General features: G+C 52.5%; 18 protein-coding genes. 7 read left to right on the top strand and 11 right to left on the bottom strand.

Going from position 1 to position 25,126, the window contains the following annotated elements; translation table 11 throughout:
- Positions 1-79 precede the first annotated feature (79 nt).
- Entirely contained in the window at positions 80-742 is a 663-nt protein-coding gene (gene can, locus NNO02_RS06860) for a carbonate dehydratase (protein WP_003018654.1), read from the top strand.
- A 93-nt stretch (positions 743-835) separates the two neighbouring features.
- Here the strand turns inward: can and hpt are convergent, their stop codons facing one another.
- From hpt to cueO, 3 genes are all read right to left on the bottom strand, one after another.
- Positions 836-1,372, bottom strand: a complete 537-nt coding sequence (hpt, locus tag NNO02_RS06855; protein ID WP_003018658.1) for a hypoxanthine phosphoribosyltransferase — start codon at positions 1,370-1,372, stop codon at positions 836-838.
- A 278-nt stretch (positions 1,373-1,650) separates the two neighbouring features.
- Positions 1,651-3,306 (bottom strand): methyl-accepting chemotaxis citrate transducer, encoded by a 1,656-nt coding sequence (tcp, locus tag NNO02_RS06850; RefSeq protein WP_271440521.1) that lies wholly within the window; start codon positions 3,304-3,306, stop codon positions 1,651-1,653.
- Between the two features lie 154 nt (positions 3,307-3,460).
- Positions 3,461-5,080, bottom strand: a complete 1,620-nt coding sequence (gene cueO, locus NNO02_RS06845; protein ID WP_271440520.1) for a multicopper oxidase CueO — start codon at positions 5,078-5,080, stop codon at positions 3,461-3,463.
- Between the two features lie 153 nt (positions 5,081-5,233).
- On the opposite strand from cueO, the gene NNO02_RS06840 reads away from it, so the two are divergent.
- Positions 5,234-5,581 carry a YacC family pilotin-like protein gene (locus tag NNO02_RS06840; protein WP_001295568.1) on the top strand — a complete coding sequence of 116 codons (348 nt, stop codon included), beginning with the start codon at positions 5,234-5,236 and terminating at the stop codon, positions 5,579-5,581.
- Positions 5,582-5,685: 104 nt separating this feature from the next.
- Here the strand turns inward: NNO02_RS06840 and yacL are convergent, their stop codons facing one another.
- Together yacL and acnB are read right to left on the bottom strand one after the other, a co-directional pair.
- Positions 5,686-6,048, bottom strand: a complete 363-nt coding sequence (yacL, locus tag NNO02_RS06835; RefSeq protein ID WP_271440519.1) for a protein YacL — start codon at positions 6,046-6,048, stop codon at positions 5,686-5,688.
- A 174-nt stretch (positions 6,049-6,222) separates the two neighbouring features.
- Positions 6,223-8,820: a bifunctional aconitate hydratase 2/2-methylisocitrate dehydratase gene (gene acnB, locus NNO02_RS06830; RefSeq protein ID WP_271440518.1), complete on the bottom strand. Its 2,598-nt coding sequence runs from the start codon at positions 8,818-8,820 to the stop codon at positions 6,223-6,225.
- Positions 8,821-9,225: 405 nt separating this feature from the next.
- On the opposite strand from acnB, the gene NNO02_RS06825 reads away from it, so the two are divergent.
- On the top strand, positions 9,226-10,863 hold the full coding sequence (locus tag NNO02_RS06825) for a DUF3300 domain-containing protein (RefSeq protein ID WP_271450002.1): 1,638 nt from the start codon (positions 9,226-9,228) through the stop codon (positions 10,861-10,863).
- 9 nt (positions 10,864-10,872) lie between these two features.
- On the top strand, positions 10,873-11,667 hold the full coding sequence (locus tag NNO02_RS06820; RefSeq protein WP_271454464.1) for a DUF2950 family protein: 795 nt from the start codon (positions 10,873-10,875) through the stop codon (positions 11,665-11,667).
- A gap of 114 nt (positions 11,668-11,781) precedes the next feature.
- On the opposite strand, the gene lpdA is transcribed toward NNO02_RS06820, so the two are convergent.
- The 4 genes from lpdA to pdhR all read right to left on the bottom strand — a co-directional run bounded on the left by lpdA (position 11,782) and on the right by pdhR (position 19,147).
- A complete protein-coding gene (gene lpdA / locus NNO02_RS06815) occupies positions 11,782-13,206 on the bottom strand; it encodes a dihydrolipoyl dehydrogenase (protein ID WP_003018686.1) in 1,425 nt (474 codons plus the stop codon).
- Between the two features lie 175 nt (positions 13,207-13,381).
- On the bottom strand, positions 13,382-15,271 hold the full coding sequence (gene aceF, locus NNO02_RS06810) for a pyruvate dehydrogenase complex dihydrolipoyllysine-residue acetyltransferase (RefSeq protein ID WP_271454463.1): 1,890 nt from the start codon (positions 15,269-15,271) through the stop codon (positions 13,382-13,384).
- Positions 15,272-15,285: 14 nt separating this feature from the next.
- Positions 15,286-17,949 (bottom strand): pyruvate dehydrogenase (acetyl-transferring), homodimeric type, encoded by a 2,664-nt coding sequence (aceE, locus tag NNO02_RS06805; RefSeq protein WP_202039483.1) that lies wholly within the window; start codon positions 17,947-17,949, stop codon positions 15,286-15,288.
- A 433-nt stretch (positions 17,950-18,382) separates the two neighbouring features.
- Complete coding sequence (gene pdhR, locus NNO02_RS06800; RefSeq protein ID WP_137383704.1) at positions 18,383-19,147, bottom strand: pyruvate dehydrogenase complex transcriptional repressor PdhR; 765 nt, start codon at positions 19,145-19,147, stop codon at positions 18,383-18,385.
- Between the two features lie 564 nt (positions 19,148-19,711).
- Here pdhR and aroP point away from each other — a divergent pair.
- From aroP to NNO02_RS06785, 3 genes are all read left to right on the top strand, one after another.
- Positions 19,712-21,085: an aromatic amino acid transporter AroP gene (gene aroP / locus NNO02_RS06795; RefSeq protein WP_271454462.1), complete on the top strand. Its 1,374-nt coding sequence runs from the start codon at positions 19,712-19,714 to the stop codon at positions 21,083-21,085.
- Between the two features lie 156 nt (positions 21,086-21,241).
- Positions 21,242-22,648: a glycoside-pentoside-hexuronide (GPH):cation symporter gene (locus tag NNO02_RS06790; RefSeq protein WP_271440514.1), complete on the top strand. Its 1,407-nt coding sequence runs from the start codon at positions 21,242-21,244 to the stop codon at positions 22,646-22,648.
- Entirely contained in the window at positions 22,648-23,598 is a 951-nt protein-coding gene (locus tag NNO02_RS06785; protein WP_271454461.1) for a glycoside hydrolase family 43 protein, read from the top strand. The genes NNO02_RS06790 and NNO02_RS06785 overlap by 1 nt, the downstream gene beginning before the upstream one ends.
- Positions 23,599-23,688: 90 nt before the next feature.
- Here NNO02_RS06785 and ampE read toward each other — a convergent pair whose 3' ends face one another.
- Positions 23,689-24,543, bottom strand: coding sequence for a beta-lactamase regulator AmpE (gene ampE, locus NNO02_RS06780; RefSeq protein ID WP_271440512.1), 855 nt, complete (start codon positions 24,541-24,543; stop codon positions 23,689-23,691).
- Positions 24,540-25,103 (bottom strand): 1,6-anhydro-N-acetylmuramyl-L-alanine amidase AmpD, encoded by a 564-nt coding sequence (gene ampD / locus NNO02_RS06775; RefSeq protein ID WP_271450008.1) that lies wholly within the window; start codon positions 25,101-25,103, stop codon positions 24,540-24,542. Before ampD ends, ampE begins: the two co-directional genes overlap by 4 nt.
- Positions 25,104-25,126: the final 23 nt, after the last annotated feature.

Below are 25,126 nucleotides of genomic sequence, written 5' to 3'. Positions count from 1 at the left end.
TTTATATATAGTTTAAATAATGCTGGAGTTACCCTATATTAGCCCATCGAATTTATCTGGCTTCGGGTTGTACAACTCCATGAAAGACATAGATACACTTATCAGCAACAATGCACTATGGTCAAAGATGCTGGTAGAAGAGGATCCCGGATTTTTTGAAACGCTGACACATGCACAAAATCCGCGTTTTCTATGGATTGGATGTTCCGACAGTCGCGTTCCCGCTGAACGTTTAACCGGTCTTGAACCGGGTGAACTGTTTGTTCACCGTAATGTGGCTAATCTGGTTATTCACACCGACCTGAACTGTCTCTCAGTGGTTCAGTATGCGGTGGATGTACTGGAAGTGGAACACATTATTATTTGTGGCCACTATGGATGCGGCGGAGTCCAGGCAGCCATTGAAAATAAAGAACAGGGGCTGATTGATAACTGGTTGTTGCATATTCGCGATATCTGGTTTAAACACAGCTCACTGCTGGGCGAAATGCCGCAGGAACGTCGCATGGACACCCTGTGCGAACTGAATGTCATGGAGCAGGTCTATAACCTGGGCCATTCGACAATCATGCGTTCAGCCTGGAAACGCGGTCAGAAAGTGACGATTCACGGATGGGCTTACGGTATTCATGATGGCCTGCTGCGCGATCTGGACGTCACGGCCACCAGCCGCGAAACGCTGGAACAACGCTACCGACAGGGGTTGTCGAACCTTAGCCAGAAGCACAGCAACCATAAGTAAGGCGATATTGCCGGGTGGCGGTGACGCCTTACCCGGCCTGCAAATCAGCGCCGTAGGCCTGATAAGCGAAGCGCCATCAGGCGCTCCAGCCCATTACTCGTCCAGCAACACCACTTTGCCAACATACGGCAGATGGCGATAACGTTGCGCATAGTCAATGCCGTAGCCCACAACGAACTCATCTGGAATAGAGAAACCGATAAACTCGACCGGTACATTCACTTCACGGCGAGAAGGTTTATCCAGCAACGTACAAATCGCCAGAGATTTAGGTTCACGCAGACTCAGGATTTCACGCACTTTAGACAGCGTGTTGCCGGAGTCGATGATGTCTTCAACAATCAGCACGTCTTTGCCACGAATGTCTTCATCCAGGTCTTTGAGGATTTTAACATCACGTGTGGTGGACATTCCGCTGCCGTAGCTGGAGGCGGTCATGAAATCGACTTCGTGGGAGACATGCACTTCGCGGCACAGGTCAGCCATAAACATAAATGAACCGCGTAACAGGCCTACCAGCACCATATCACTGCCGCTGTCCTTGTAACGCTCGTTAATCTGACGCCCCAATTCGGCAATACGCGCTTTGATCTCCGCTTCCGGGATCATGACTTCTACAGTATGTTTCATAAAAGAAATAACTCACTGATTTTTATCAGTTAACACATCATGCAAATCGAAAGAAAGCGCTTACCTTGATACACCGACAGAGAGGCGGTGGCTCGCACTAACCACAAAACTTGCGACAGCATACAAACAATTCAGTGGGTGAAGTATACCAGCAAAGAGACCGCATTCCTCTGATAGTTAGTAAGAGAACCTGCGCACGCATTTTAACGCGCTCTAAATACATAAAAGCCGGGCAACGAACCCGGCTTTTAGCGTGAACAAAATCGGACTTTTTCAGGTCAGAACGTTTCCCAATGTTGATCCTGGGTAGTCGAGACAACGCGATCCTGGCGCGGAGCGTCCTGCGATGGTTTTCGTGCCCCGCTTACCGCCTTCTCACGGGTAATGCGAAATACCGCAACAGCCTGCCGCAACTGCTCGGCCTGTTGCTCCAGTGAGGCCGCCGCCGCCGCAGACTCCTCCACCAGCGCGGCGTTTTGCTGGGTAACGCTGTCCATCTGCGAAACCGCGAGGCTAACCTGTTCAATCCCCCGACTTTGTTCTTCAGAAGCAGACGCAATTTCGCCCATGATATCGGTCACACGGGTCACCGCCGCGACAATTTCAGCCATGGTTTTACCGGCATCCGAAACCTGCTGCGATCCCATGCCGACACAGTGAGTTGAATTATCAATCAGCGCTTTGATCTCTTTTGCTGCCTGGGCACTACGGCTTGCCAGAGTCCGTACCTCACCGGCTACAACCGCAAATCCGCGCCCCTGTTCTCCTGCTCTGGCCGCTTCTACTGCGGCGTTCAGCGCCAGAATGTTGGTCTGGAATGCAATACTGTCGATAACGTTCGTGATCTGCGCGATTTGCTGCGAGCTGTCCGCTATTTCACTCATCGTATGAACAACGGTATCAACAACACGCCCCCCGCGAGCGGCAGTATCAGAGGCGTTTTTCGCCAATTGGGTCGCCTGTTTCGCATTGTCCGTATTCTGCTTCACTGTCGCAGTCAACTGCTCCATGCTGGCGGCTGTTTCCTCAAGCGAGGCTGCCTGCTGCTCGGTGCGCGAAGAAAGGTCGTTGTTGCCCGAGGATATTTCAGCGGCCCCGGTATGAATTGACTCCGAGCTATTACGTACGGCAGTGACTGTCGAAATCAGCGACTGTTGCATCTCTTCCAACCCCATCGCCAGTCGGCCCATTTCGTTGCGACCTTCAACATTAAGCTTATGGGTTAAATCTCCACCGGTAATGACGCGAATATGCTCCATAATCTGCGCCAGCGGCTTCAGCAGGATGTGTTGCAACCCGCTCCAGATCATGCCCAGAACGATCAGCACAACCAGAACGATGCCTCCCAGCGTCCACTGCATACGGGAAAAACTGAGCTGATTCTCCGCAGCAGCGTGCTGCAGCAGCGCATTATTCTCGTTTCGCCAGTGGTCATAGCTCGCTTCCATTTCATCCTGCGCTTTCTGAGCATCAAGATCGCCATAGGCCTGATAGTTATTCGCTCGCAGATACTCAATCGATAATTTCATGACTTCGTGCATCTGGCGATATTGCTTTTCCATTTCACTGGCGATCTGCGGATCTTGCCCTGTAACCTGTGGTAATCCCTGATACCGGGCGAAATAACCTTCAGCCTTCTTCATTGAATCACTGGCGGTATTGAGCAGCGTGTTGATCGCGGCTAAAGAAGCAGGATCGCTCTGATTTTTTAAAAAGCGGATGGCGACGCGTGTCACCGTAACACGGGTTTTAATCAACGTATTGACGCTGTCACTCAGATTTTCTTGCTGAGCATTGAGGGTGCCTGAGTTCTGGAAATTCTGCCTATCATTGTTTACCGCAGAATAAAACAGGCTTCCCGTAACGGCCTGCAGTAAACAGAAAATGGCGAGAACCAGCAGGATACCGGTAATAACACGAATATTTTTAATCACGTTTTTTCATCCATTGAACTCACATTGGGTACATGATGATTATCGGCCCCAAAGGCGATTACTTTATGTTCAATGGCAGAATATGCAGGGGATGCGCCATACCCGGCCGACAAGAAATATCCTGTAGGCCGGGTAAGCGAAGAGACGTCGTTGTTTAAACCGTAAAACCGAGCATCATGCCGGTGTCTTCGTGCTCCAGCAGATGGCAGTGCGCCATATAGGCATGTTCTTTCGGCGCGTCGTGGTCAAACTTCACCAGCACCTCACTGACGCCACCTTCGACACGCACGGTGTCCTTCCAGCCGGCGCGATGCGTGGCCGGCGCTTTGCCATTCTCAGAGAGGATGCGGAACTGCGTGCCGTGAATATGGAACGGATGCAGCATCATGTCACCCTGACCGGAAATGACCCAGCGTTCATGCTGGCCTTTCGCCGCGGCAAACATCGGTTTATTCATATCAAAGGGCAGGCCATTAATCCGATTGGCGTTATGGAAATCAAACGACCCGCCATGTTTCATATTGCTCATATCACCCTGTTTCATGCTGCCCATATTGCCGTGATTCATATTGCCGTGGCTCATGTTACCGTGACTCATGTTGCTGCTGTTCATATGGCCCATCATTTGCCCGTGATCCATCCCGGCCATCGCCTGATCGCCATACTTTTGCATCAGCATCTGCATGCCCATCATGTCGAGCATCGGGTCCATCGACAATTGCAGTTTACGCACCGTCAGTCCATCCAGAGAAGGCAGCGCTGGCAGGGTGGTCAGCGTATCCGGCAGCGTCCCGGAAGCGGTAATAAGCAGCGGTTGAATACGCATCACCGGATGTGGCTTATCAAATGGCGCGATCGCCATCCCCATCTGGCTCACCGGCAGAGTGACCAAATCAAAGGCTTTTCCGTCGCTCACATCCACCAATACTTCAAAACGCTCACCCATCAGCATCGGCAGTTCGGTCACTTTTACCGGCTCAGCTAACAATCCACCATCACTGGCAATCACATACAGGGGACGGTTATCGCTGGCCGCGATATTAAGCGAGCGTGCGTTACAGCCATTCAGCAGACGCAGGCGCAACCAGCCGCGTGGTGCGGCATGTTGTGGGTAAATCGCCCCATTGGTTAGCAGCGTATCGCCAAACCAACCGACGGCGGCGGTCATCATATCCAACTGGTAATTAATTTGTCCGTCAGCGGAAAACTGTTTATCCTGAATAATCACCGGCACATCGTCGATACCCCACTGCTTCGGTAGCAGTAGTTTGCGGATCTCGTCATCTTCAATCAGCACCAGTCCGGCCAGGCCCATCGCAACCTGACGTCCGGTTTTCCCGTGTTGATGTGGATGGAACCAACAGGTTGCTGCCCGTTGCGCAGGGGTAAAGGTCACTGAACGCTTCCCACCCGCCGGAATAACGCCTTGCGGCCCGCCATCGACTTCACCGGGGATTTCCAGCCCATGCCAGTGCAGCGTCGTCTCTTCGGCCAGTTGATTATGGATATCCACACTCACCGCCTGACCTTTATTCAGTTTTACCGCGGGTCCGAGCACGTTACCGTTATATCCCCAGGTGGTGGCGGTTTTCCCCGCAAACGTCGACTGCCCAGCTTTCACAATCAGCTGTATGCGATTAGAAGCATCCGCAGTTAACAGGTCAGGAATGGGTAACGCAGGACGGTCAGCCGCAAAAACGGTGCGGCTCCACAAAGGTAAAGCTGACGCGACGCCCAGCGCCACGGAGTACTTTAAAAAGTCACGACGTTGCATATTCATTTCCTTATATTCAGCAGCTTAAGCAGGCTATCTTTTAAGCATAAGCCCTCCCCTTACGGGAAGGTCAAGTGAACGGCTGATAATAAAGGTCGTCGCTTCGCTCGCAGTATGCTAACGTTTAATTTCCGTGATGCAGTGGTAGAAGCAATGAAGACGTTTTTCAGAACAGTTTTGTTCGGCAGCCTGATGGCAGTATGCGCAAATAGCTACGCGCTTAGTGAATCCGAAGCCGAAGATATGGCCGATTTAACGGCAGTTTTTGTTTTTCTGAAAAATGACTGTGGCTACCAGAATTTGCCCAACGGGCAGATACGTCGCGCACTGGTCTTTTTTGCCCAACAGAACCAGTGGGACCTCAGTAATTACGATACCTTCGATATGAAAGCACTCGGTGAAGACAGCTATCGCGATTTGAGCGGTATTGGTATTCCGGTCGCGAAAAAATGCAAAGCGCTGGCGCGCGACTCCTTAAGTCTGTTGGCTTACGTCAAATAAGACACCTTGCCCGATGGCGCTACGCTTATCGGGCCTACGAACCAGGAATGACATCGTTGTGCCAGGCCGGGTAGCACAGCGCCCCCGGCAGAGGCGAGTGCGAATTAACGCTGTTGCACAAATTCACGATACGCGGCAACCACCTGCAAGAAATCTTCAACGCCGCACAAAGATAAACTCTCTTCGTCGTAGTAATTCATTCCTTCTTCCATTTCATCGCCCGTGAACTCCAGTTGATTGGCGCGAACCATAACCTCTTCGCCATCCAGCCAGAGCGTGTATTCATGCCCTGCTCGCTGCCAGGAACGTTCACTGCCTTTTACCGCACGCGCTGCCTGTTCCACTTCATCAAGCAAGGCCATGTTCTCTTTCACTTCTTCATTAAACCAGTGCCCCACGACTTCATGGCCCATGGACATACGCACTAAAACCCGCCCGGTAACATCGCGCAGAAATTCGTAATCCATAATGTCTTCCTCTGCTCCCGGCAATGCGCCAATACCGCATTGCACCTTGCTGTAATTATCGCAGCAGCGCGGCAGAAAAAAAGTGTAGCGGGTATAAGGAATAGAAATAAAAATGCCCGGAGAAGTCAGCTTCTTCGGGCATTGATGCGTTTTTACGCTAAATGTGGTCGCGAATTAAACCGCTGTCTGAAAAATCACGCTATCTGCTTTCTCGGTGTACTGAGAGAGCTGGTCAAAGTTCAGATACCGGTAAGTATCCACGGCCGTTTTATCTACCTGCGCCACATAGGTCTGATACTCTTCCGCTGTCGGCAGTTTACCGATCAGCGCAGCAACCGCCGCCAGCTCTGCAGAAGCCAGGTAGACGTTCGCCCCCGTACCTAAACGGTTCGGGAAGTTACGGGTTGAGGTAGAAACGACTGTCGCACCGTCTGCCACACGCGCCTGGTTACCCATGCACAGTGAACAGCCAGGAATCTCGATACGCGCCCCGCTCTTACCAAAGACGCTGTAATAGCCTTCCTCGGTAAGCTGTGCCGCATCCATACGCGTTGGTGGAGCAACCCACAGACGCGTTGGCAACTGGCCTTTATGCGCATCCAGCAGTTTACCCGCGGCACGGAAGTGACCAATGTTTGTCATGCAGGAACCGATGAACACTTCGTCAATCTTCTCGCCCTGCACGTCAGACAGCAGACGCGCGTCGTCCGGATCGTTTGGCGCACACAGGATTGGCTCTTTGATATCCGCCAGATCGATGTCGATCACTGCCGCGTATTCGGCGTCAGCATCGGCTTCCAGCAGCTGCGGATCCGCCAGCCATTTTTCCATGCCCTGTACACGACGTTCCAGCGTACGGCGATCGCCGTAGCCTTCCGCGATCATCCATTTCAGCAGAACGATGTTGGAGCTGAGGTACTCAACGATCGGCTCTTTGTTCAGCTTGATGGTACAACCGGCAGCGGAACGCTCAGCGGACGCATCGGTCAGTTCGAATGCCTGCTCAACTTTCAGATCCGGCAGACCTTCAATTTCCAGAATGCGGCCAGAGAAGATATTTTTCTTACCTTTCTTCTCAACGGTCAGCAGACCTTGTTTGATCGCGTACAGCGGGATGGCATGAACCAGGTCACGCAGGGTGATACCCGGCTGCATTTTGCCTTTGAAACGCACCAGAACAGATTCCGGCATATCCAGCGGCATCACGCCAGTCGCAGCCGCGAATGCCACCAGACCAGAACCCGCCGGGAAAGAGATACCGATTGGGAAACGGGTATGGGAGTCACCACCGGTACCCACGGTATCCGGCAGCAGCATACGGTTCAGCCAGGAGTGGATTACGCCATCACCCGGACGCAGCGACACGCCGCCACGGTTCATGATGAAGTCAGGCAGAGTATGGTGGGTGGTCACGTCAACCGGTTTCGGATACGCAGCGGTATGACAGAACGACTGCATCACCAGGTCAGAAGAGAAGCCCAGGCACGCCAGGTCTTTCAGTTCGTCACGGGTCATTGGGCCGGTGGTATCCTGAGAGCCGACGGAAGTCATCTTCGGTTCACAGTAGGCACCCGGACGGACGCCGGTTACGCCACATGCGCGGCCAACCATTTTCTGAGCCAGAGAGAAGCCGCGGCTGCTTTCCGCCACATCTTTCGCCTGACGGAATACATCACTGTGCGGCAGACCCAGCGCTTCACGCGCTTTGGTGGTCAGGCCGCGACCGATAATCAGCGGAATACGGCCACCGGCGCGCACTTCGTCAACCAGCACATCGGTTTTCAGTTCGAAGGTAGCCAGCAGTTCGTTGGTTTCGTGGTTACGCACTTCGCCCTTGAATGGGTAAACGTCAATTACGTCGCCCATGTTCAGGTTGCTTACGTCCACTTCAATCGGCAGCGCGCCCGCATCTTCCATGGTGTTGAAGAAGATCGGTGCAATTTTGCCGCCCAGACACAAACCACCGCCACGCTTGTTCGGTACATGAGGGATATCATCACCCATAAACCACAGCACGGAGTTGGTCGCAGATTTACGCGAAGAACCGGTACCGACAACGTCACCCACATAGGCCAGCGGGTAACCTTTTTTCTGTAATGCTTCGATCTGTTTGATCGGGCCAACGACACCCGGCTGATCCGGCTCTATACCTTCACGGGCGTTTTTCAGCATCGCCAGGGCGTGCAGCGGAATATCAGGGCGAGACCACGCGTCCGGGGCCGGAGACAGGTCATCGGTGTTGGTTTCACCCGTCACTTTGAAGACGGTAACGGTGATTTTTTCAGCCAGAGCAGGACGGTTCAGGAACCATTCGGCATCAGCCCAGGACTGCATCACTTGCTTAGCATATTCGTTGCCAGCTTTGGCTTTTTCTTCTACATCGTAGAAGTTATCAAACATCAGCAGCGTTGAAGAGAGCGCTTTGGCGGCAATCGGTGCCAGTTTGGCATCGTCCAGCGCATCAATCAGCGGATGAATGTTATAACCGCCCTGCATGGTACCCAGCAGTTCGATGGCTTTTTCTGGCGTGATCAGCGGAGAGGTAGTGTCACCTTTAGCGACAGCGGCGAGAAAACCGGCTTTAACGTAAGCGGCTTCATCTACACCAGGGGGAACGCGGTTAATCAACAGGTCTAACAGGAATTCTTCTTCGCCCACAGGCGGGGTCTTCAGCAGCTCGACAAGTGCAGCCATTTGGGTTGCGTCTAAGGGTTTCGGCACAATCCCCTGGGCGGCACGCTCAGCTACGTGCTTACGGTATTCTTCTAGCACGACGATATCTCCTCGCTCTCATTGTCATAATGCGGCGCTTTTGTATATGGGCGATTCTCTTCACGCTCCTGTGAGACAGCAGTTAGTAGGGTAAATGCCCGGTACCGCAAAAGGCACAATAACAGGATTTTCGTTGGGTGTTAATCTGTTTACAAAAAAGCAACATAAAAAATTGGCTGAATCGTTAAGGATGGTCTAATGCTCTTCACAATAGCAGAAGGGGAATGATAATTTTCACCAGCAATGTTTAGTCACATTATTTAGCTCCCTGATAATAAACTTGCGTTAACGATCCCAAGATTCGTCAAAAATTAAACTATTGTCTCTTTATACTCACGGAACACTGCACCCACTGGCGGCAGGCATAATGACTATGACGATTCTTACTGAGTCGGGAGAGATAAAATGACGTTGCCCTTTAAGCCCCATATCATTGCTCTGGCGTGCAGTGCAGGGTTATTTGTCGGTGCGGGCGTGCTGTTTGTAAACAGCCGCACACCAGAAGCCCCCTCGCAGCCTGCCCCGGCAGTAGCGCCTCAACCGCCCGTTGCAGCGGCTCCCGCAGTCGCCCCGGTTGCGGCAACAACGTACACCACTGCTCAACTCGATCAGTGGGTCGCCCCTGTTGCGCTCTACCCTGACCCGTTACTTTCTCAGGTGTTGATGGCCTCAACGTATCCATCGAACGTGGTACAGGCGGTTCAGTGGTCTCGTGATAATCCGACACTGCAAGGTGATGCCGCCATTCAGGCAGTGTCCGGCCAGTCATGGGATCCCAGCGTGAAGTCGCTGGTGGCATTTCCGCAACTGATGGCTCTGATGGGCGAAAACCCTGACTGGGTACAAAACCTGGGAAATGCGTTTCTGGCACAGCCACAGGACGTGATGGATGCCGTACAACGCCTGCGTTTGCTGGCTCAGCAAACAGGTTCGCTAAAATCCACACCGCAGCAAACGGTCACGAACACCCAGAAAACAACCGTGGTTCAGACGCCGTCATCATCAACGACGAAAGTGACCAGCAGCGCGCCCACCTCGACGGTTATCAAAATTGAGCCGACCGATCCACAGGTGGTATATGTGCCGAACTACAATCCAACCGTTGTTTACGGCAGCTGGCCTAATACTGCCTACCCGCCCGTCTATCTGCCGCCCCCTCCGGGAGAGCAATTTGCCGATAGCTTCGTCAAAGGTTTCGGCTATAGCCTGGGCGTTGCGACGACCTATGCGCTGTTCAGTAACATCGACTGGGATGACGACGACCATCACCATGATGATGACTACCATGACCATGACGGCCCTCACGGCGGTAATGGCTACCAGCACAACGGAGATAACATCAATATTGATGTTAACAATTTCAACCATATCTCCGGACAAAACCTGAAAGGGCAAAACATTGCCTGGCAGCACAACCCTGCGTACCGTAACGGCGTGCCTTACCAGAACGACGCGGTCGCACAACGTTTTCATCAGACCAACGTTAGCGGGGGTTTAAGCGCCACTCAACATACACCGACCACCGCTGCCACACGAGACAGCCAGCGTCAGGCCGCAATGACGCAGTTCCAACAGCGTAGCCAGACCTCTCCGGCAAACTTGTCGGGTCAGACATCGCGGGATGCTCAACGTAAAGCCGCCTCTTCACAGCTAAATCAAATTGCCCAGCGCAATAACTATCGTGGCTATGACGAAACACAAAACAACAGCCGTCGTGAAGCAGCACAGAAGACGCTGAATAAATCCACTACGCAACAGCAGCACCGCTCTGAACTGAAGTCAAAAGCTCAGCAACATCCGGTTTCACAGCAGCAAAGGGAAACCGCTCGCCAACGCGTTGAATCATCCAACTCGCAACAACGTCTGGCCTCCCGTCAGAATACACATTCAAACGTCTTCAGCGGGAATGACAGCCGCTCACCGTCGTGGCAGTCCCAGCAACTGCGTGGACAGGAAAGCCGTCGCGCGAGCAACCTCAACAGCGGGCAGCGCGCTGCGGCACGCGAGAATTTTTCTGAGCACCACGAATTTCGCCGTCGTTAACCGGAGCCGATGATGAAAAAAATTATGTTAAGCGCCCTGTTGCTCTCCTTGCCGCTGGTGAGCTATGCGCAACAGGCGTTCACCTCCCCCGAAGAAGCGGCCAGTGCATTTGCCGCTGCGGTGGCGCAGCAAAATGAAAAGCAGCTCACGGCGCTACTGGGTGAAAACTGGCGACATTTTTTACCACCAGAAGGGGCCGATCCGGAAGCGGTGGCACGCTTTAATCGCGACTGGAAGGTGAGCCATCACATTGTGCTGCAGGACAACATGGCGCATCTCAACGTAGGGCAAGATGACTGGCAGTTACCCATACCGATGGTGAAAACCAGCAAAGGTTGGGCGTTCGATATGACCGAAGCCCAGGAGGAGATCCTCACTCGAACGATCGGTCGCAACGAGCTTTCAGCCATCGAAGCACTGCACGCCTACGTTGACGCGCAGCAAAGCTATTACGCGCTGAACAAATCGTATGCGCAAAAAATTGTCAGTAGCGAAGGTAAAAAAGATGGGCTTTACTGGCCCGCCGCACCAGGCGAAGCGCCAAGCCCTCTGGGACCCGCCTTCAGCCCACAAGAGCCCGGCACGGGTTATCACGGTTATCGTTTCCGCATACTGCCGGACAACGCCAGTGGTTTTGCCATGATTGCATGGCCCATTAGCTACGGTCACACAGGGGTGATGAGCTTTATGATTAGCGGCGATGACAATGTATATCAGGCCAATCTCGGCGTTGATTCTCAGCAAAAAGCACAGGCGTTAACCACATTCCATCCGGATAAAAACTGGCAGCCCGTAGCACCGTAAAGCGAGGTTAAGCCGTAGGCCGGGGTAGCGCTACCCGGCATGTTGCCTGAAATAACGGGTAGCTTTAGGCAAAAAAAACGCCTCCGAAGAGGCGTTTTCACAAAAACGAGAAGATTACTTTTTCTTCGCTTTCGGGTTTGGCAGGTCGGTGATGCTGCCTTCGAACACTTCTGCCGCCAGGCCCACAGACTCATGCAGAGTCGGGTGTGCGTGGATGGTCAGTGCGATATCTTCAGCGTCGCAACCCATTTCGATCGCCAGACCAATTTCGCCCAGCAGCTCGCCGCCGTTGGTACCGACAATTGCACCACCGATCACACGGTGAGATTCTTTGTCGAAAATCAGTTTGGTCATACCGTCTGCGCAGTCGGAAGCGATAGCACGGCCAGAGGCAGCCCACGGGAAGGTGGCGGTTTCGTAGCTGATGCCTTTTTCTTTCGCTTCTTTCTCAGTCAGGCCAACCCATGCAACTTCTGGTTCAGTGTACGCGATGGATGGGATAACTTTCGGGTCGAAGTAGTGTTTCTTCCCGGCGATAACTTCAGCGGCAACGTGACCTTCGTGAACACCTTTGTGCGCCAGCATCGGCTGACCGACGATATCGCCGATAGCAAAGATGTGCGGCACGTTGGTGCGCAGCTGTTTGTCAACGCGGATGAAACCACGGTCATCAACTTCAACGCCAGCTTTGCCCGCGTCGAGGTTTTTACCGTTCGGTACACGACCGATAGCAACCAGTACGGCATCATAACGCTGTGCTTCAGCAGGCGCTTTTTTGCCTTCCATGGAAACGTAGATACCGTCTTCTTTCGCTTCAACGGCAGTCACTTTGGTTTCCAGCATCAGGTTGAATTTCTTGCTGATGCGTTTGGTGAAGACTTTCACCACGTCTTTATCGGCAGCCGGGATAACCTGGTCAAACATTTCAACCACGTCAATCTCTGAACCCAGCGCATGGTACACGGTACCCATTTCCAGACCGATGATACCGCCGCCCATTACCAGCAGGCGCTTAGGAACAGTTTTCAGTTCCAGTGCATCGGTGGAATCCCACACGCGCGGATCTTCATGCGGAATGAATGGCAGTTCGATCGGACGGGAACCCGCCGCGATGATCGCGTTGTCGAAGTTGATGACGGTTTTGCCGTTTTCGCCTTCAACTTCCAGGGTGTTCGCCCCGGTAAATTTACCCAGACCGTTAACCACTTTCACTTTACGGCCTTTGGCCATACCAGCCAGACCGCCGGTCAGTTGAGTGATAACTTTTTCTTTCCAGGTACGAATCTTGTCGATATCAGTTTTCGGCTCGCCAAAAACAATACCGTGTTCAGCCAGTGCTTTGGCTTCTTCGATAACTTTTGCTACGTGCAGCAGCGCTTTAGAAGGGATACAGCCGACGTTCAGACAAACACCACCAAGGGTGCTGTAACGTTCTACGATGACGGTCTCCAGACCTAAATCTGCGCAACGGAAGGCAGCAGAGTAACCTGCCGGGCCTGCCCCAAGTACCACGACCTGAGTTTTGATTTCAGTGCTCATCATGACCTCTTAATTTATACCCGTCGTCCACCGGGTCGTTCTATCCGCCCGTATTTTACAAAATTGTTAACAATTTTGAAACAACAAACGGCAACCGATTTGTCTTTCGCACAATAACCTCACTGACTTCATGAGATTACCAGAAAAAAGCCGGCCGTCGGGCCGGCTTTTTCGCTTACATCACCAGGCGGCGAATGTCAGACAGCATGTTGTTGATGATGGTGATAAAGCGCGCACCATCTGCACCGTCGATTACACGGTGGTCGAAGGAGAGCGAAATCGGCATCATCAGACGCGGCATAAACTCTTTACCGTTCCACACTGGCTCCATAGAGGACTTGGAGACACCGAGGATAGCCACTTCCGGCGCGTTCACAATCGGCGCGAAGTGGGTAGTACCCAGGCCACCGATGCTGGAGATGGTGAAGCAACCGCCCTGCATTTCGCCAGCGGTCAGCTTGCCATCACGTGCTTTCTTGGAGATCACGGTCAGTTCACGAGACAGCTCGGTAATGCTCTTCTTGTTCACGTCTTTGAAGACCGGAACAACCAGACCATTCGGGGTATCTACCGCAACACCGATGTTGATGTATTTCTTCAGGGTCAGACGCTGACCGTCTTCAGACAGAGAGCTGTTGAAGCGCGGCATCTGTTCCAGAGCGGCAGCAACGGCTTTCATGATGAAGACCACTGGGGTGAATTTCACGTCCAGTTTACGTTTCTCCGCTTCGGCGTTCTGTTGTTTACGGAACGCTTCCAGATCGGTGATATCGGTCTTATCGAAGTGGGTAACGTGCGGGATCATCACCCAGTTACGGCTCAGGTTAGCACCAGAGATTTTCTGGATACGGCCCAGTTCCACTTCTTCGATTTCACCAAACTTGCTGAAATCAACTTTTGGCCAAGGCAGCATGCCCGGGATACCGCCGCCAGCAGCGGCTGCCGGAGCAGCTTCAGCACGTTTAACCGCGTCTTTCACGTATGCCTGAACGTCTTCACGCAGGATACGGCCTTTACGACCTGAACCTTTCACTTTCGCCAGATTCACGCCAAATTCGCGCGCCAGGCGACGGATCAGCGGAGTTGCGTGGACGTAAGCATCGTTTTCTGCGAAGTCAGATTTGCTTTCCGCTTTTGCAGCCGGAGCTGGAGCAGCTTGTGCAGGTGCAGCGGCCGGAGCCGGTGCCGCAGCTTGTGCCGGTGCAGCAGCAGGTGCTGCGCCTTCAACTTCGAAGACCATAATCAGAGAACCGGTTTTCACTTTGTCGCCGGTGCTGATTTTGATTTCTTTTACGGTACCCGCGAACGGTGCCGGCACTTCCATAGACGCTTTGTCGCCTTCTACGGTGATCAGTGACTGCTCAGCGGCAATTTTATCGCCCACTTTGACCATCACTTCGGTCACTTCAACTTCGTCACCGCCGATATCCGGTACGTTAACTTCTTTAGAACCCGTTGCCGCCGGAGCTGCCGCTGCAGCAGGAGCCGCAGCCTGAGCCGGTGCAGCAGCAGGCGCTGCGCCTGCGACTTCAAAGACCATAATCAGGGAGCCGGTAGACACTTTGTCGCCAGTGTTGATTTTGATCTCTTTAACAGTTCCTGCGAACGGCGCCGGAACTTCCATAGACGCTTTGTCGCCTTCTACGGTGATCAGAGACTGTTCAGCCGCAACGGTATCGCCCACTTTAACCATGATCTCGGTAACTTCAACTTCGTCACCGCCGATGTCTGGTACGTGTACGTCTTTTGCCGCAGCTGCAGCAGCTGGTGCAGCTGCCGGAGCGGCTGCTTTCTTCTCTTCTGCCGGAGCAGGTGCAGCAGTTGCTGCACCGTCGGCGGAATCGAAAATCATGATCAGTTTGCCGGTCTCAGTTTTGTCGCCAACAGAGACTTTGATCTCTTTAACGATACCAGCCTGAGGAGACGGAACTTCCATAGAGGCTTTGTCGCCTTCTACGGTGATCAGCGACTGTTCAGCTTCAACTTTGTCGCCCACTTTGACCAGGATCTCGGTGATTTCAACTTCATCAGCCCCGATGTCCGGTACATTGATTTCGATAGCCATTATTCTTTTACCTCTTACGCCAGACGCGGGTTAACTTTATCTGCATCGATGTTGAATTTGATGATTGCGTCAGCAACCACTTTCTTATCGATTTCGCCACGTTTAGCCAGTTCGCCCAGGGCCGCTACAACCACGTAGGAAGCATCAACTTCGAAGTGGTGACGCAGGTTTTCACGGCTGTCAGAGCGACCGAAACCGTCAGTACCCAGTACGCGATAATCATCAGCCGGTACATAAGTACGAACCTGTTCGGCAAACAGTTTCATATAGTCAGTAGATGCAACTGCCGGAGCGTCGTTCATCACCTGAGCGATGTACGGAACGCGCGGAGTTTCCATCGGGTGCAGCATGTTCCAACGCTCACAATCCTGGCCATCACGCGCCAGTTCAGTGAAGGACGTTACGCTGTATACGTCAGAACCTACACCGTAGTCGTTCGCCAGGATCTGTGCTGCTTCACGGACGTGACGCAGGATAGAACCGGAGCCCAGCAGCTGAACTTTACCTTTCTTACCTTCAAGGGTTTCGAGTTTGTAGATACCTTTACGGATACCTTCCTCGGCACCTGCTGGCATTGCCGGCATGTGGTAGTTTTCGTTCAGCGTGGTGATGTAGTAGTAAACGTTCTCTTGTTTCTCACCGTACATACGCTCCAGACCATCATGCATGATGACCGCAACTTCGTACGCGTAAGACGGATCGTAAGAGATACAGTTCGGGATAGTCAGAGACTGAATATGGCTATGACCATCTTCGTGCTGCAGACCTTCGCCGTTCAGCGTCGTACGACCGGAAGTCCCACCAATCAGGAAGCCGCGAGCCTGCTGGTCGCCTGCCTGCCAGCACAGGTCGCCGATACGCTGGAACCCGAACATGGAGTAGTAGATGTAGAACGGGATCATCGGCAGATCGTTGGTGCTGTAAGATGTTGCAGCAGCCAGCCAGGACGCGCCTGCACCCAGTTCGTTGATACCTTCCTGCAGGATCTGACCTTTTTCGTCTTCTTTATAGTAAGCAACCTGCTCACGGTCCTGCGGGGTGTACTGCTGGCCGTTCGGGCTGTAGATACCGATCTGACGGAACAGACCTTCCATACCGAAAGTACGCGCTTCGTCGGCAATGATTGGAACCAGACGATCTTTGATCGATTTGTTCTTCAGCATCACGTTCAGGGCACGAACGAAAGCGATAGTGGTAGAGATTTCTTTGTTCTGCTCTTCCAGCAGCGCACCGAAGTCTTCCAGCGCCGGCAGTTCCAGCTTCTCAGTGAAGTTCGGCTGACGGCTCGGCAGGTAACCGTGCAGTTTCTGACGCTGGGCGTGCAGATAGGTGTGCTCTTCAGAACCTTCCGGGAAGGTAATGTAAGACAGGTTTTCAACCTGCTCATCGGTTACTGGCACATTGAAACGGTCGCGGATATAACGCACGCCGTCCATGTTCATTTTCTTAACCTGGTGAGCGATGTTCTTACCTTCGGCGGTGTCACCCATGCCGTAACCTTTGATGGTATGGGCCAGGATTACAGTTGCTTTGCCTTTGGTTTCCTGCGCTTTTTTCAGTGCAGCGTAGACTTTCTTCGGATCGTGACCACCACGGTTCAGCGCCCAAATCTGCTCGTCAGTCCAGTCAGCAACCAGTGCTGCGGTTTCCGGATATTTACCGAAGAAGTGCTCACGTACGTAAGCGCCGTCTTTGGATTTGAAGGTCTGGTAGTCGCCGTCAACGGTTTCGTTCATCAGCTGGATCAGCTTACCGCTGGTATCTTTACGCAGCAGCTCATCCCAACGACCGCCCCACATGACTTTAATCACGTTCCAGCCAGCGCCAGCGAAGATGCCTTCCAGTTCGTTGACAATCTTGCCATTACCGGTGACCGGGCCATCAAGACGCTGCAGGTTACAGTTGATAACGAAGACCAGGTTGTCCAGTTTTTCACGGGTCGCGATGGTGATAGCACCCTTAGATTCTGGCTCATCCATCTCGCCGTCGCCCAGGAAAGCGTAAACGGTTTGTTTAGAGGTATCTTTCAGGCCACGGTGTTCCAGATATTTCAGGAATTTAGCCTGGTAGATAGCACCGATTGGACCCAGACCCATAGATACGGTCGGGAACTGCCAGAATTCCGGCATCAGTTTCGGGTGCGGGTAGGAAGACAGGCCTTTGCCATGAACTTCCTGACGGAAGTTGTTCATCTGCTCTTCAGTCAGACGACCTTCCAGGAATGCGCGTGCATAGATGCCCGGAGAGATGTGACCCTGGAAGTACACCAGATCGCCACCGTCCTGCTCGTTGCGTGCACGGAAGAAGTGGTTGAAGCAAACATCATATACCGTTGCGGAGGACTGGAAGGATGCCATATGGCCACCCAGCTCAAGATCCTTTTTAGACGCACGCAGTACGGTCATGATGGCGTTCCAGCGGATAGCAGAACGAATACGACGTTCCAGCTCCAGATTGCCCGGGTATTCCGGTTCATCTTCAACGGCAATAGTGTTTACATAATTGCTGGCCCCTGCACCTGCCGCTACTTTCACGCCGCCTTTGCGGGCTTCTGAAAGCAGTTGGTCGATCAGATACTGAGCACGCTCAACACCTTCTTCACGGATGACCGATTCGATCGCCTGTAGCCAGTCGCGAGTTTCGATCGGATCCACGTCATTTGGGAAACGTTCTGACATGGGGGTATTCCTTATCTATCTAATACGTTGAGTTATCTGGAACCTGTCCCATTGCGCTCTTTGTTCTTCATACTTCAGGTTGTCTCTTTGTTGGCTGCGCTTCCTCGCACCAGTCACATAGTTCACTATGCTCCTGGCGACTCGCTCGCTTGCCGCCGCGATACAACCCGAATTATTTTGAACAACTAAAAGCGCAATAAGACAGGTTCTGCGTTTATTGCCTGACCCATCAGGCGTCATTGTTGCAGCCAGTTTGGGCACGGACAGCGCGGAACAACCGGAGCGTACACGTAGTACGTGAGGATTGTGAGCACTGCCCAGGGCCAAAATGGCAAATAAAATAGCCTTATGGGCCTGGCATTTAGTTGCCGCGCGCTTTTAGTTCGCGCTTGATTTACAACATCTTCTGGTTAACGTTCTGCCAGAAAAATCACTAATTCTTTCGTTGCTCCAGGCGGCGTAAGGCGCGTTCACGACGACTTTCCTCACGGCTTCTGTCCAGGAGAATCTCTTCGATAAATGCCAGGTGACGGTGCGACGCTTCACGCGCCTCCTCCGGCTTCCCGGCGATAATTGCTTCAAAAATACGGGTGCGGTGACTGCTTACCAGAGGCAGCATCTCGCGACGCGCATACAGCAATTCAAAGTTTTGACGGACATTCTGGGCCAGCATCGGCTCCATACACCTTAGCAAATGGAGCAGTACCACATTATGTGCCGCTTCGGTGACAGCAATTTGATACTGAAGTACGGCATCAGATTCACCGTCAAGATCGCCGGACTGTTGCGCAAGCTCGATCGCCTGATGGAGTTCACGGATACGCGTTTTGTCTTCATCCGTGCTGCGCAGTGCGGCGTAATAGGCCGCAATACCTTCCAACGCATGGCGCGTTTCGAGCAGGTCAAACTGGGATTCAGGATGGTCGGAGAGCAACTCTACCAGTGGGTCGCTAAAGCTCTGCCACAGGCTGCTCTGAACAAAAGTGCCACCGCCCTGACGACGAAGCAGTAAGCCCTTCGCTTCGAGGCGTTGGATCGCCTCACGTAAGGAGGGGCGGGAAACGTCGAACTGTTTTGCCAGCTCGCGTTCCGGTGGGAGTTTTTCTCCGGGGCGAAGTGTCCCCTCAAGAATTAAAAACTCCAGCTGCTGCTCAATCACATCGGAGAGTTTTGGTTGGCGGATTTTGCTGTAGGCCATGATTTCCTGTCTTAAGCCATTTGCCCGGAGTCAATTGGTCTTACCAATTTCATGTTCTTGACGCTAAAGTAACAAAGTATTCACCTTCTGTCCATACAGGTTTTGATTGAAATCAGTAAAGGAGGCATATTTTAACAACATTACAGAAATAACGTTTCAAACATGTAACTATGCACAAATGTTAAATTTACCCATCCCGAGGTAGTTTTAACCGAATTGAAACGAAAAAATATATTATCTGAACCGATTCACCTGCTTATTTATCGATTTATCAATCACTATTTTCGAATAAAAATTCAAATTGGAAATTTTGTGGTAGATAAACTTGCGCTTACAAATGGTTTCTTTTTATTCAACTCGTCACTCACGCCGCATAAAGCAGGTGCATTCGCGCTCGCATAACATTATTCTGATCAAGACAAAAGTCTTTAGGCAACATTTCATAATTCATTGCTGTAAATAAATTAATACAACAAACGGAATTGCAAACTTACACACGCGTCACTGCGTGGTTCAAAATATAAGTACTCGAAAGATGAAGAGTAAAACCACACACGAGGTTTCATGATGGAAAGTCAACAGCATGGCGATCAGCTAAAGCGCGGCCTTAAAAACCGCCATATACAGCTTATCGCGCTGGGTGGCGCGATTGGTACCGGGTTATTCCTCGGAAGCGCATCCGTTATTCAGTCTGCAGGGCCGGGTATTATTCTGGGTTACGCTATCGCCGGATTTATCGCTTTTCTGATTATGCGTCAGCTAGGTGAAATGGTGGTGGAAGAGCCGGTGGCAGGCTCCTTTAGTCACTTTGCCTACAAATACTGGGGGAGCTTTGCCGGTTTCTCTTCCGGCTGGAACTACTGGGTACTGTACGTTTTGGTTGCCATGGCTGAGCTAACCGCCGTAGGTAAATACATTCAATTCTGGTATCCGGAGATCCCAACATGGGCTTCGGCAGCAGCCTTTTTTGTGATCATCAACGCCATCAACCTAACCAACGTAAAAGTGTTCGGTGAGATGGAGTTCTGGTTCGCCATTATTAAAGTCATTGCCGTAGTCGCAATGATCCTGTTCGGCGGCTGGCTGCTGTTTAGCGGCAACGGCGGCCCACAGGCCAGCGTCAGCAACTTGTGGAGCCAGGGTGGATTCCTGCCGCACGGCTTCACCGGGCTGGTGATGATGATGGCGATTATCATGTTCTCCTTTGGTGGGCTGGAACTGGTCGGCATCACCGCGGCAGAAGCCGATAACCCGGAGCAAAGCATTCCCAAAGCGACTAACCAGGTTATCTACCGTATCCTGATTTTCTATGTCGGTTCGCTGGCGGTTCTGCTTTCCCTGATGCCATGGACGCGCGTAACAGCAGATACCAGCCCGTTTGTCCTTATCTTCCACGAGCTGGGTGACACCTTTGTTGCCAATGCGCTGAACATCGTGGTGTTGACCGCGGCCCTTTCTGTCTATAACAGCTGCGTATACTGCAACAGTCGCATGCTGTTCGGCCTGGCTCAGCAGGGTAACGCGCCAAAAGCGCTGATGAACGTGGATAAACGCGGCGTGCCGGTTAACACCATTCTGGTCTCCGCACTGGTTACCGCACTGTGCGTACTGATTAACTATCTGGCACCGGAATCTGCGTTTGGCTTGCTGATGGCACTGGTGGTTTCCGCATTGGTCATCAACTGGGCAATGATTAGCCTTGCGCATATTAAGTTCCGCAAAGCGAAACAGCAGCAGGGCGTCGCCACTCGCTTCCCGGCACTGCTCTACCCGCTAGGTAACTGGATCTGCCTGATTTTCATGGCTGCAGTACTGGTGATTATGTTGATGACGCCGGGCATGGCGATCTCTGTGTACCTGATCCCGGTATGGATTGCCATTCTTGGCATTGGCTATCTGTGCAAACAGAAAACGGCCGGGGCCGTAAAAGCGCATTAATCCTTCCCCCCCACCTGCACCAGGTGGGGGTTGTTATCTGCTTCACACTTTCCCACAGATGACTGTTTAGTCCATATCAGCGGCGCTATCCTGCAACGCAAAAACACCAGCACCAGACAATAATTCTCTCCATATCACATTAATGGAGTGCGCTTGATGGAAACCAGAAAGCTGTCGGTGAAAGAAAAGATCGGCTATGGAATGGGCGATGCCGGATGCAACATCATATTCGGCGCTATCATGCTGTTTGTTAACTATTTTTATACAGATATTTTCGGTCTTGCTCCAGCACTTGTCGGCGTATTGCTGCTCTCGGTACGCGTTATTGACGCTGTTACTGACCCTATCATGGGGGCAATGGCCGATCGTACTCGCAGTAAATATGGTCGGTTTCGTCCATGGCTTCTGTGGATGGCTTTCCCCTACGCATTATTCAGCGTACTGATGTTTACCACCCCGGAGTGGACGTATAACAGCAAAGTTATCTATGCGTTTGTCACCTACTTCCTGCTCTCTATTACCTACACAGCAATCAACATTCCCTACTGTTCACTCGGTAGCGTCATCACCAACGATCCGAAAGAACGCGTCGCCTGCCAGTCGTATCGTTTCGTGCTGGTCGGGATTGCCACTCTGCTACTCTCACTCACGCTACTGCCAATGGCAGAGTGGTTTGGCGGGGAAGATAAAGCCAAAGGCTATCAGATGGCGATGGCCGTGCTGGCTTTCATTGGTATGTGCATGTTCCTGTTTTGTTTCGCAACCGTGCGCGAACGTGTACGCCCTGCGGTACCCACGAACGACGATTTGAAAGCCGATCTAAAAGACGTGTGGAAGAACGATCAGTGGGTAAAAATCCTGCTATTAACCCTGTGCAACGTCTGCCCGGGCTTTATTCGTATGGCTGCCACCATGTACTACGTCACCTGGGTTATGCAGCAAAGCACACAGTTCGCAACGTTGTTTATCAGCCTTGGCGTTGTCGGCATGATGATCGGCAGTATGCTCGCGAAGGTATTAACTGACCGCTGGTGCAAACTGAAAGTCTTCTTCTGGACCAACATCGTACTGGCGGTGTTCTCCGGCGCGTTTTACTTCTTCGATCCGAAAGCCACCATGATGATTATGGTGCTCTACTTCCTGCTCAACATCCTGCATCAGATCCCTTCTCCACTGCACTGGTCGCTGATGGCGGATGTGGATGACTACGGCGAGTGGAAAACCGGTAAACGTATTACCGGGATCAGCTTCTCGGGCAACCTGTTCTTCCTGAAGCTGGGGCTGGCGATTGCCGGCGCGATGGTGGGCTTCCTGCTCTCCTGGTACGGTTACGACGCAGGCGCGAAAGCGCAAAGTGACTCCGCGATTAACGGCATTATGCTGTTGTTCACTATTATTCCGGGCGTCGGTTATCTGATTACCGCAGGTGTGGTTCGTCTGTTGAAAGTTGACCGCGAATTTATGCAGCAAATCCAGAGCGATCTGGAAAAACGCCGCGCCAACTACCGTGAATTGAATGAGTACCATGATGTTAAATCGACTGAACATGTAAGGAAAGCCTGATGAATCAGTGGCCGAATCCCTTTATCGAACAGCGTGCCGATCCGTTTATCCTGCGTGACGGTAACCACTATTATTTCATTGCTTCAGTACCTGAATATGACCGACTGGAGCTGCGTCGGGCTGACTCTCTGGAGGGATTACGCACCGCGGAGCCCGTTGTTGTCTGGCGCAAACCGGACAGCGGTCCAATGAGTCAACTTATCTGGGCACCGGAGATCCACGCTATTGCCGGTAAGTGGTACATCTACTTTGCGGCCACGCACACCCAGGCGCTTGATACGTTGGGTATGTTCCAGCACCGCATGTTTGCGTTGGAGTGCGCAGATGCCGATCCGCTAAGCGGTAAGTGGGTTGAGAAGGGGCAAATTGAAACCCAGTTTGATACCTTCGCGCTTGATGCCACAACGTTTAACCATCAGGGGAAACAGTGGTATTTGTGGGCGCAGAAATCGCCTGATATTGCCGGAAACTCCAATGTTTATCTCGCAGAGATGGAAAACCCTTGGACAATCAAAGGCCAGCCGGTGATGCTCAGCCATCCGGAATATGACTGGGAATGTCGGGGATTTTGGGTCAACGAAGGTCCAGCCGTCGTGGTGCACGGAGACAAATTGTTTGTCAGTTACTCCGCCAGCGCAACCGATGAAAACTACTGCATGGGTTTACTGTGGATCGATCTCCATGCCGATCCGCTAAACCCGGAAAACTGGCATAAGTCACCGCGTCCGGTCTTCACCACCAGCTATGAAAACCGTCAGTATGGACCCGGGCACAACAGCTTTACGCAAACGCCGGAAGGGGATGATGTACTGGTGTATCACGCAAGGAATTACACCGAAATAGAGGGGGATCCGCTGTATGACCCGAATCGCCACACCCGACTGAAGCTTGTACGCTGGGATGAGAACGGCATGCCGGATTTTGGCGTGCCACCTGCCGATACGCTTTAAAATGTTTGCCCGGTGGCGCTGCGCTTACCGGGCCTACGGCACTTACATATGGTGTAGGCCGGATAAGCGTTAGCGCCATCCGGCACAACGCTACACTAATGCCCCATAAATGGTGAGCAGCGCAATCACCACAACCACCACAAACGACGTTTTCTTCGCCATTGCAACGGCTGCTTTCGGCGTTTCGACCTTATCAGTATGCGGCTCACGCGCCAGCGAGAACTGCGCCAGACGGGTCAACACCTGATACTGCGAAGTATGCAGATCCGCCAGCGATGCAAACCAGGCGGGCAACGCCTTCTCACCGTGTCCTAACAGCGCATAGACCACACCCGCCAGACGTACCGGAACCCAGTCCAGGACATGCAGGATCGCGTCAATGCCTGACTGCAGACGCTGATGCGGTGTCTGGTAGCGCGCCAGCCAGGATTGCCACGCACGTAAAAAAGCATAGCCGACTAGCGTCACCGGTCCCCACGGACCACCGACGATCAACCAGAATAGCGGCGCCAGATAAAAGCGGAAGTTGTTCCATAACAGCGCATTTTGTAGCTCACGCAGAAACTCTCGTTCATCACAATCCGGCGGCACGCCATGAATCAGCGTCAGCTCACTGGCCATCGCCTCACGGGCGTGCGCATCATTACGTGAAGCCGCATTCAGGTAGGCATGATAATGAAGGCGTACCTTGCCAGCACCGATGCACAGCAAACCAATTAAGATCCACACCACCAACAGCGGAACATTAAACAACAACCCATGCAGCGCGCGCAGTAACAGGAATGTCACTACCATCGCAATAATGGTCATTCCTAACGTTCGCGCCATAGAGAAATGCTTAACCCGCCGGAAAAAAGCCTCAATCCGGTGATCAAGCTGCCAGTGCTCACCCAGCTTAAACAAGCGCTCAACAATCAGCACCAGTAATGTTGTAAACAGCGTCATGTCATCTCCTTGTGTGACGAGGGGGTGACCAGGGCGCGAAACCTTGCCCAGTCAAAAGATGGCCCAGGATCGGTCTTCCGTTCGGGCGCAATATTGCAATGCCCAGTCATGTTGCTGGCAATCGCCGGATAACGCTGAATCAGCGTCTGCGTCACGGCAGCCAGTTGCTGGTACTGAACATCGGTATAAGCCAGCGTATCCGTACCTTCAAGCTCAATACCAATTGAAAAATCATTACAGCGTTCACGCCCCTGATAGCAGGAGACGCCTGCATGCCAGGCACGTTTGTCAAAGGGAACATATTGCACAACCTCGCCGTCACGGCGGATCAGACAATGGGCAGAAACGCGCAAATGGGCAATTTGTGCAAAAAAGGGATGGGCGTTGGGATCAATTGTTCCGGTAAATAACGCGTCTATCCATGGGCCGCCAAATTCACCGGGTGGCAGGCTGATATTATGCACCACCAGCAAAGAAGGGCTTTCGTCATCCGGGCGGCAATCGTAATGAGGAGAGGGAACGCGTCGCGCCTCTGCCAGCCAGCCCTCGTCTAACAACATGCAGAATCTCCTTATTGGTGGTG

This window comes from Citrobacter sp. Awk 2, assembly GCF_028069815.1.
In the GTDB taxonomy this organism is placed as follows: Bacteria; Pseudomonadota; Gammaproteobacteria; order Enterobacterales; family Enterobacteriaceae; genus Citrobacter.
The sequence above is the reverse complement of the archived record's forward strand: the minus strand, read 5'-3'. Positions and strand labels throughout refer to the sequence as shown.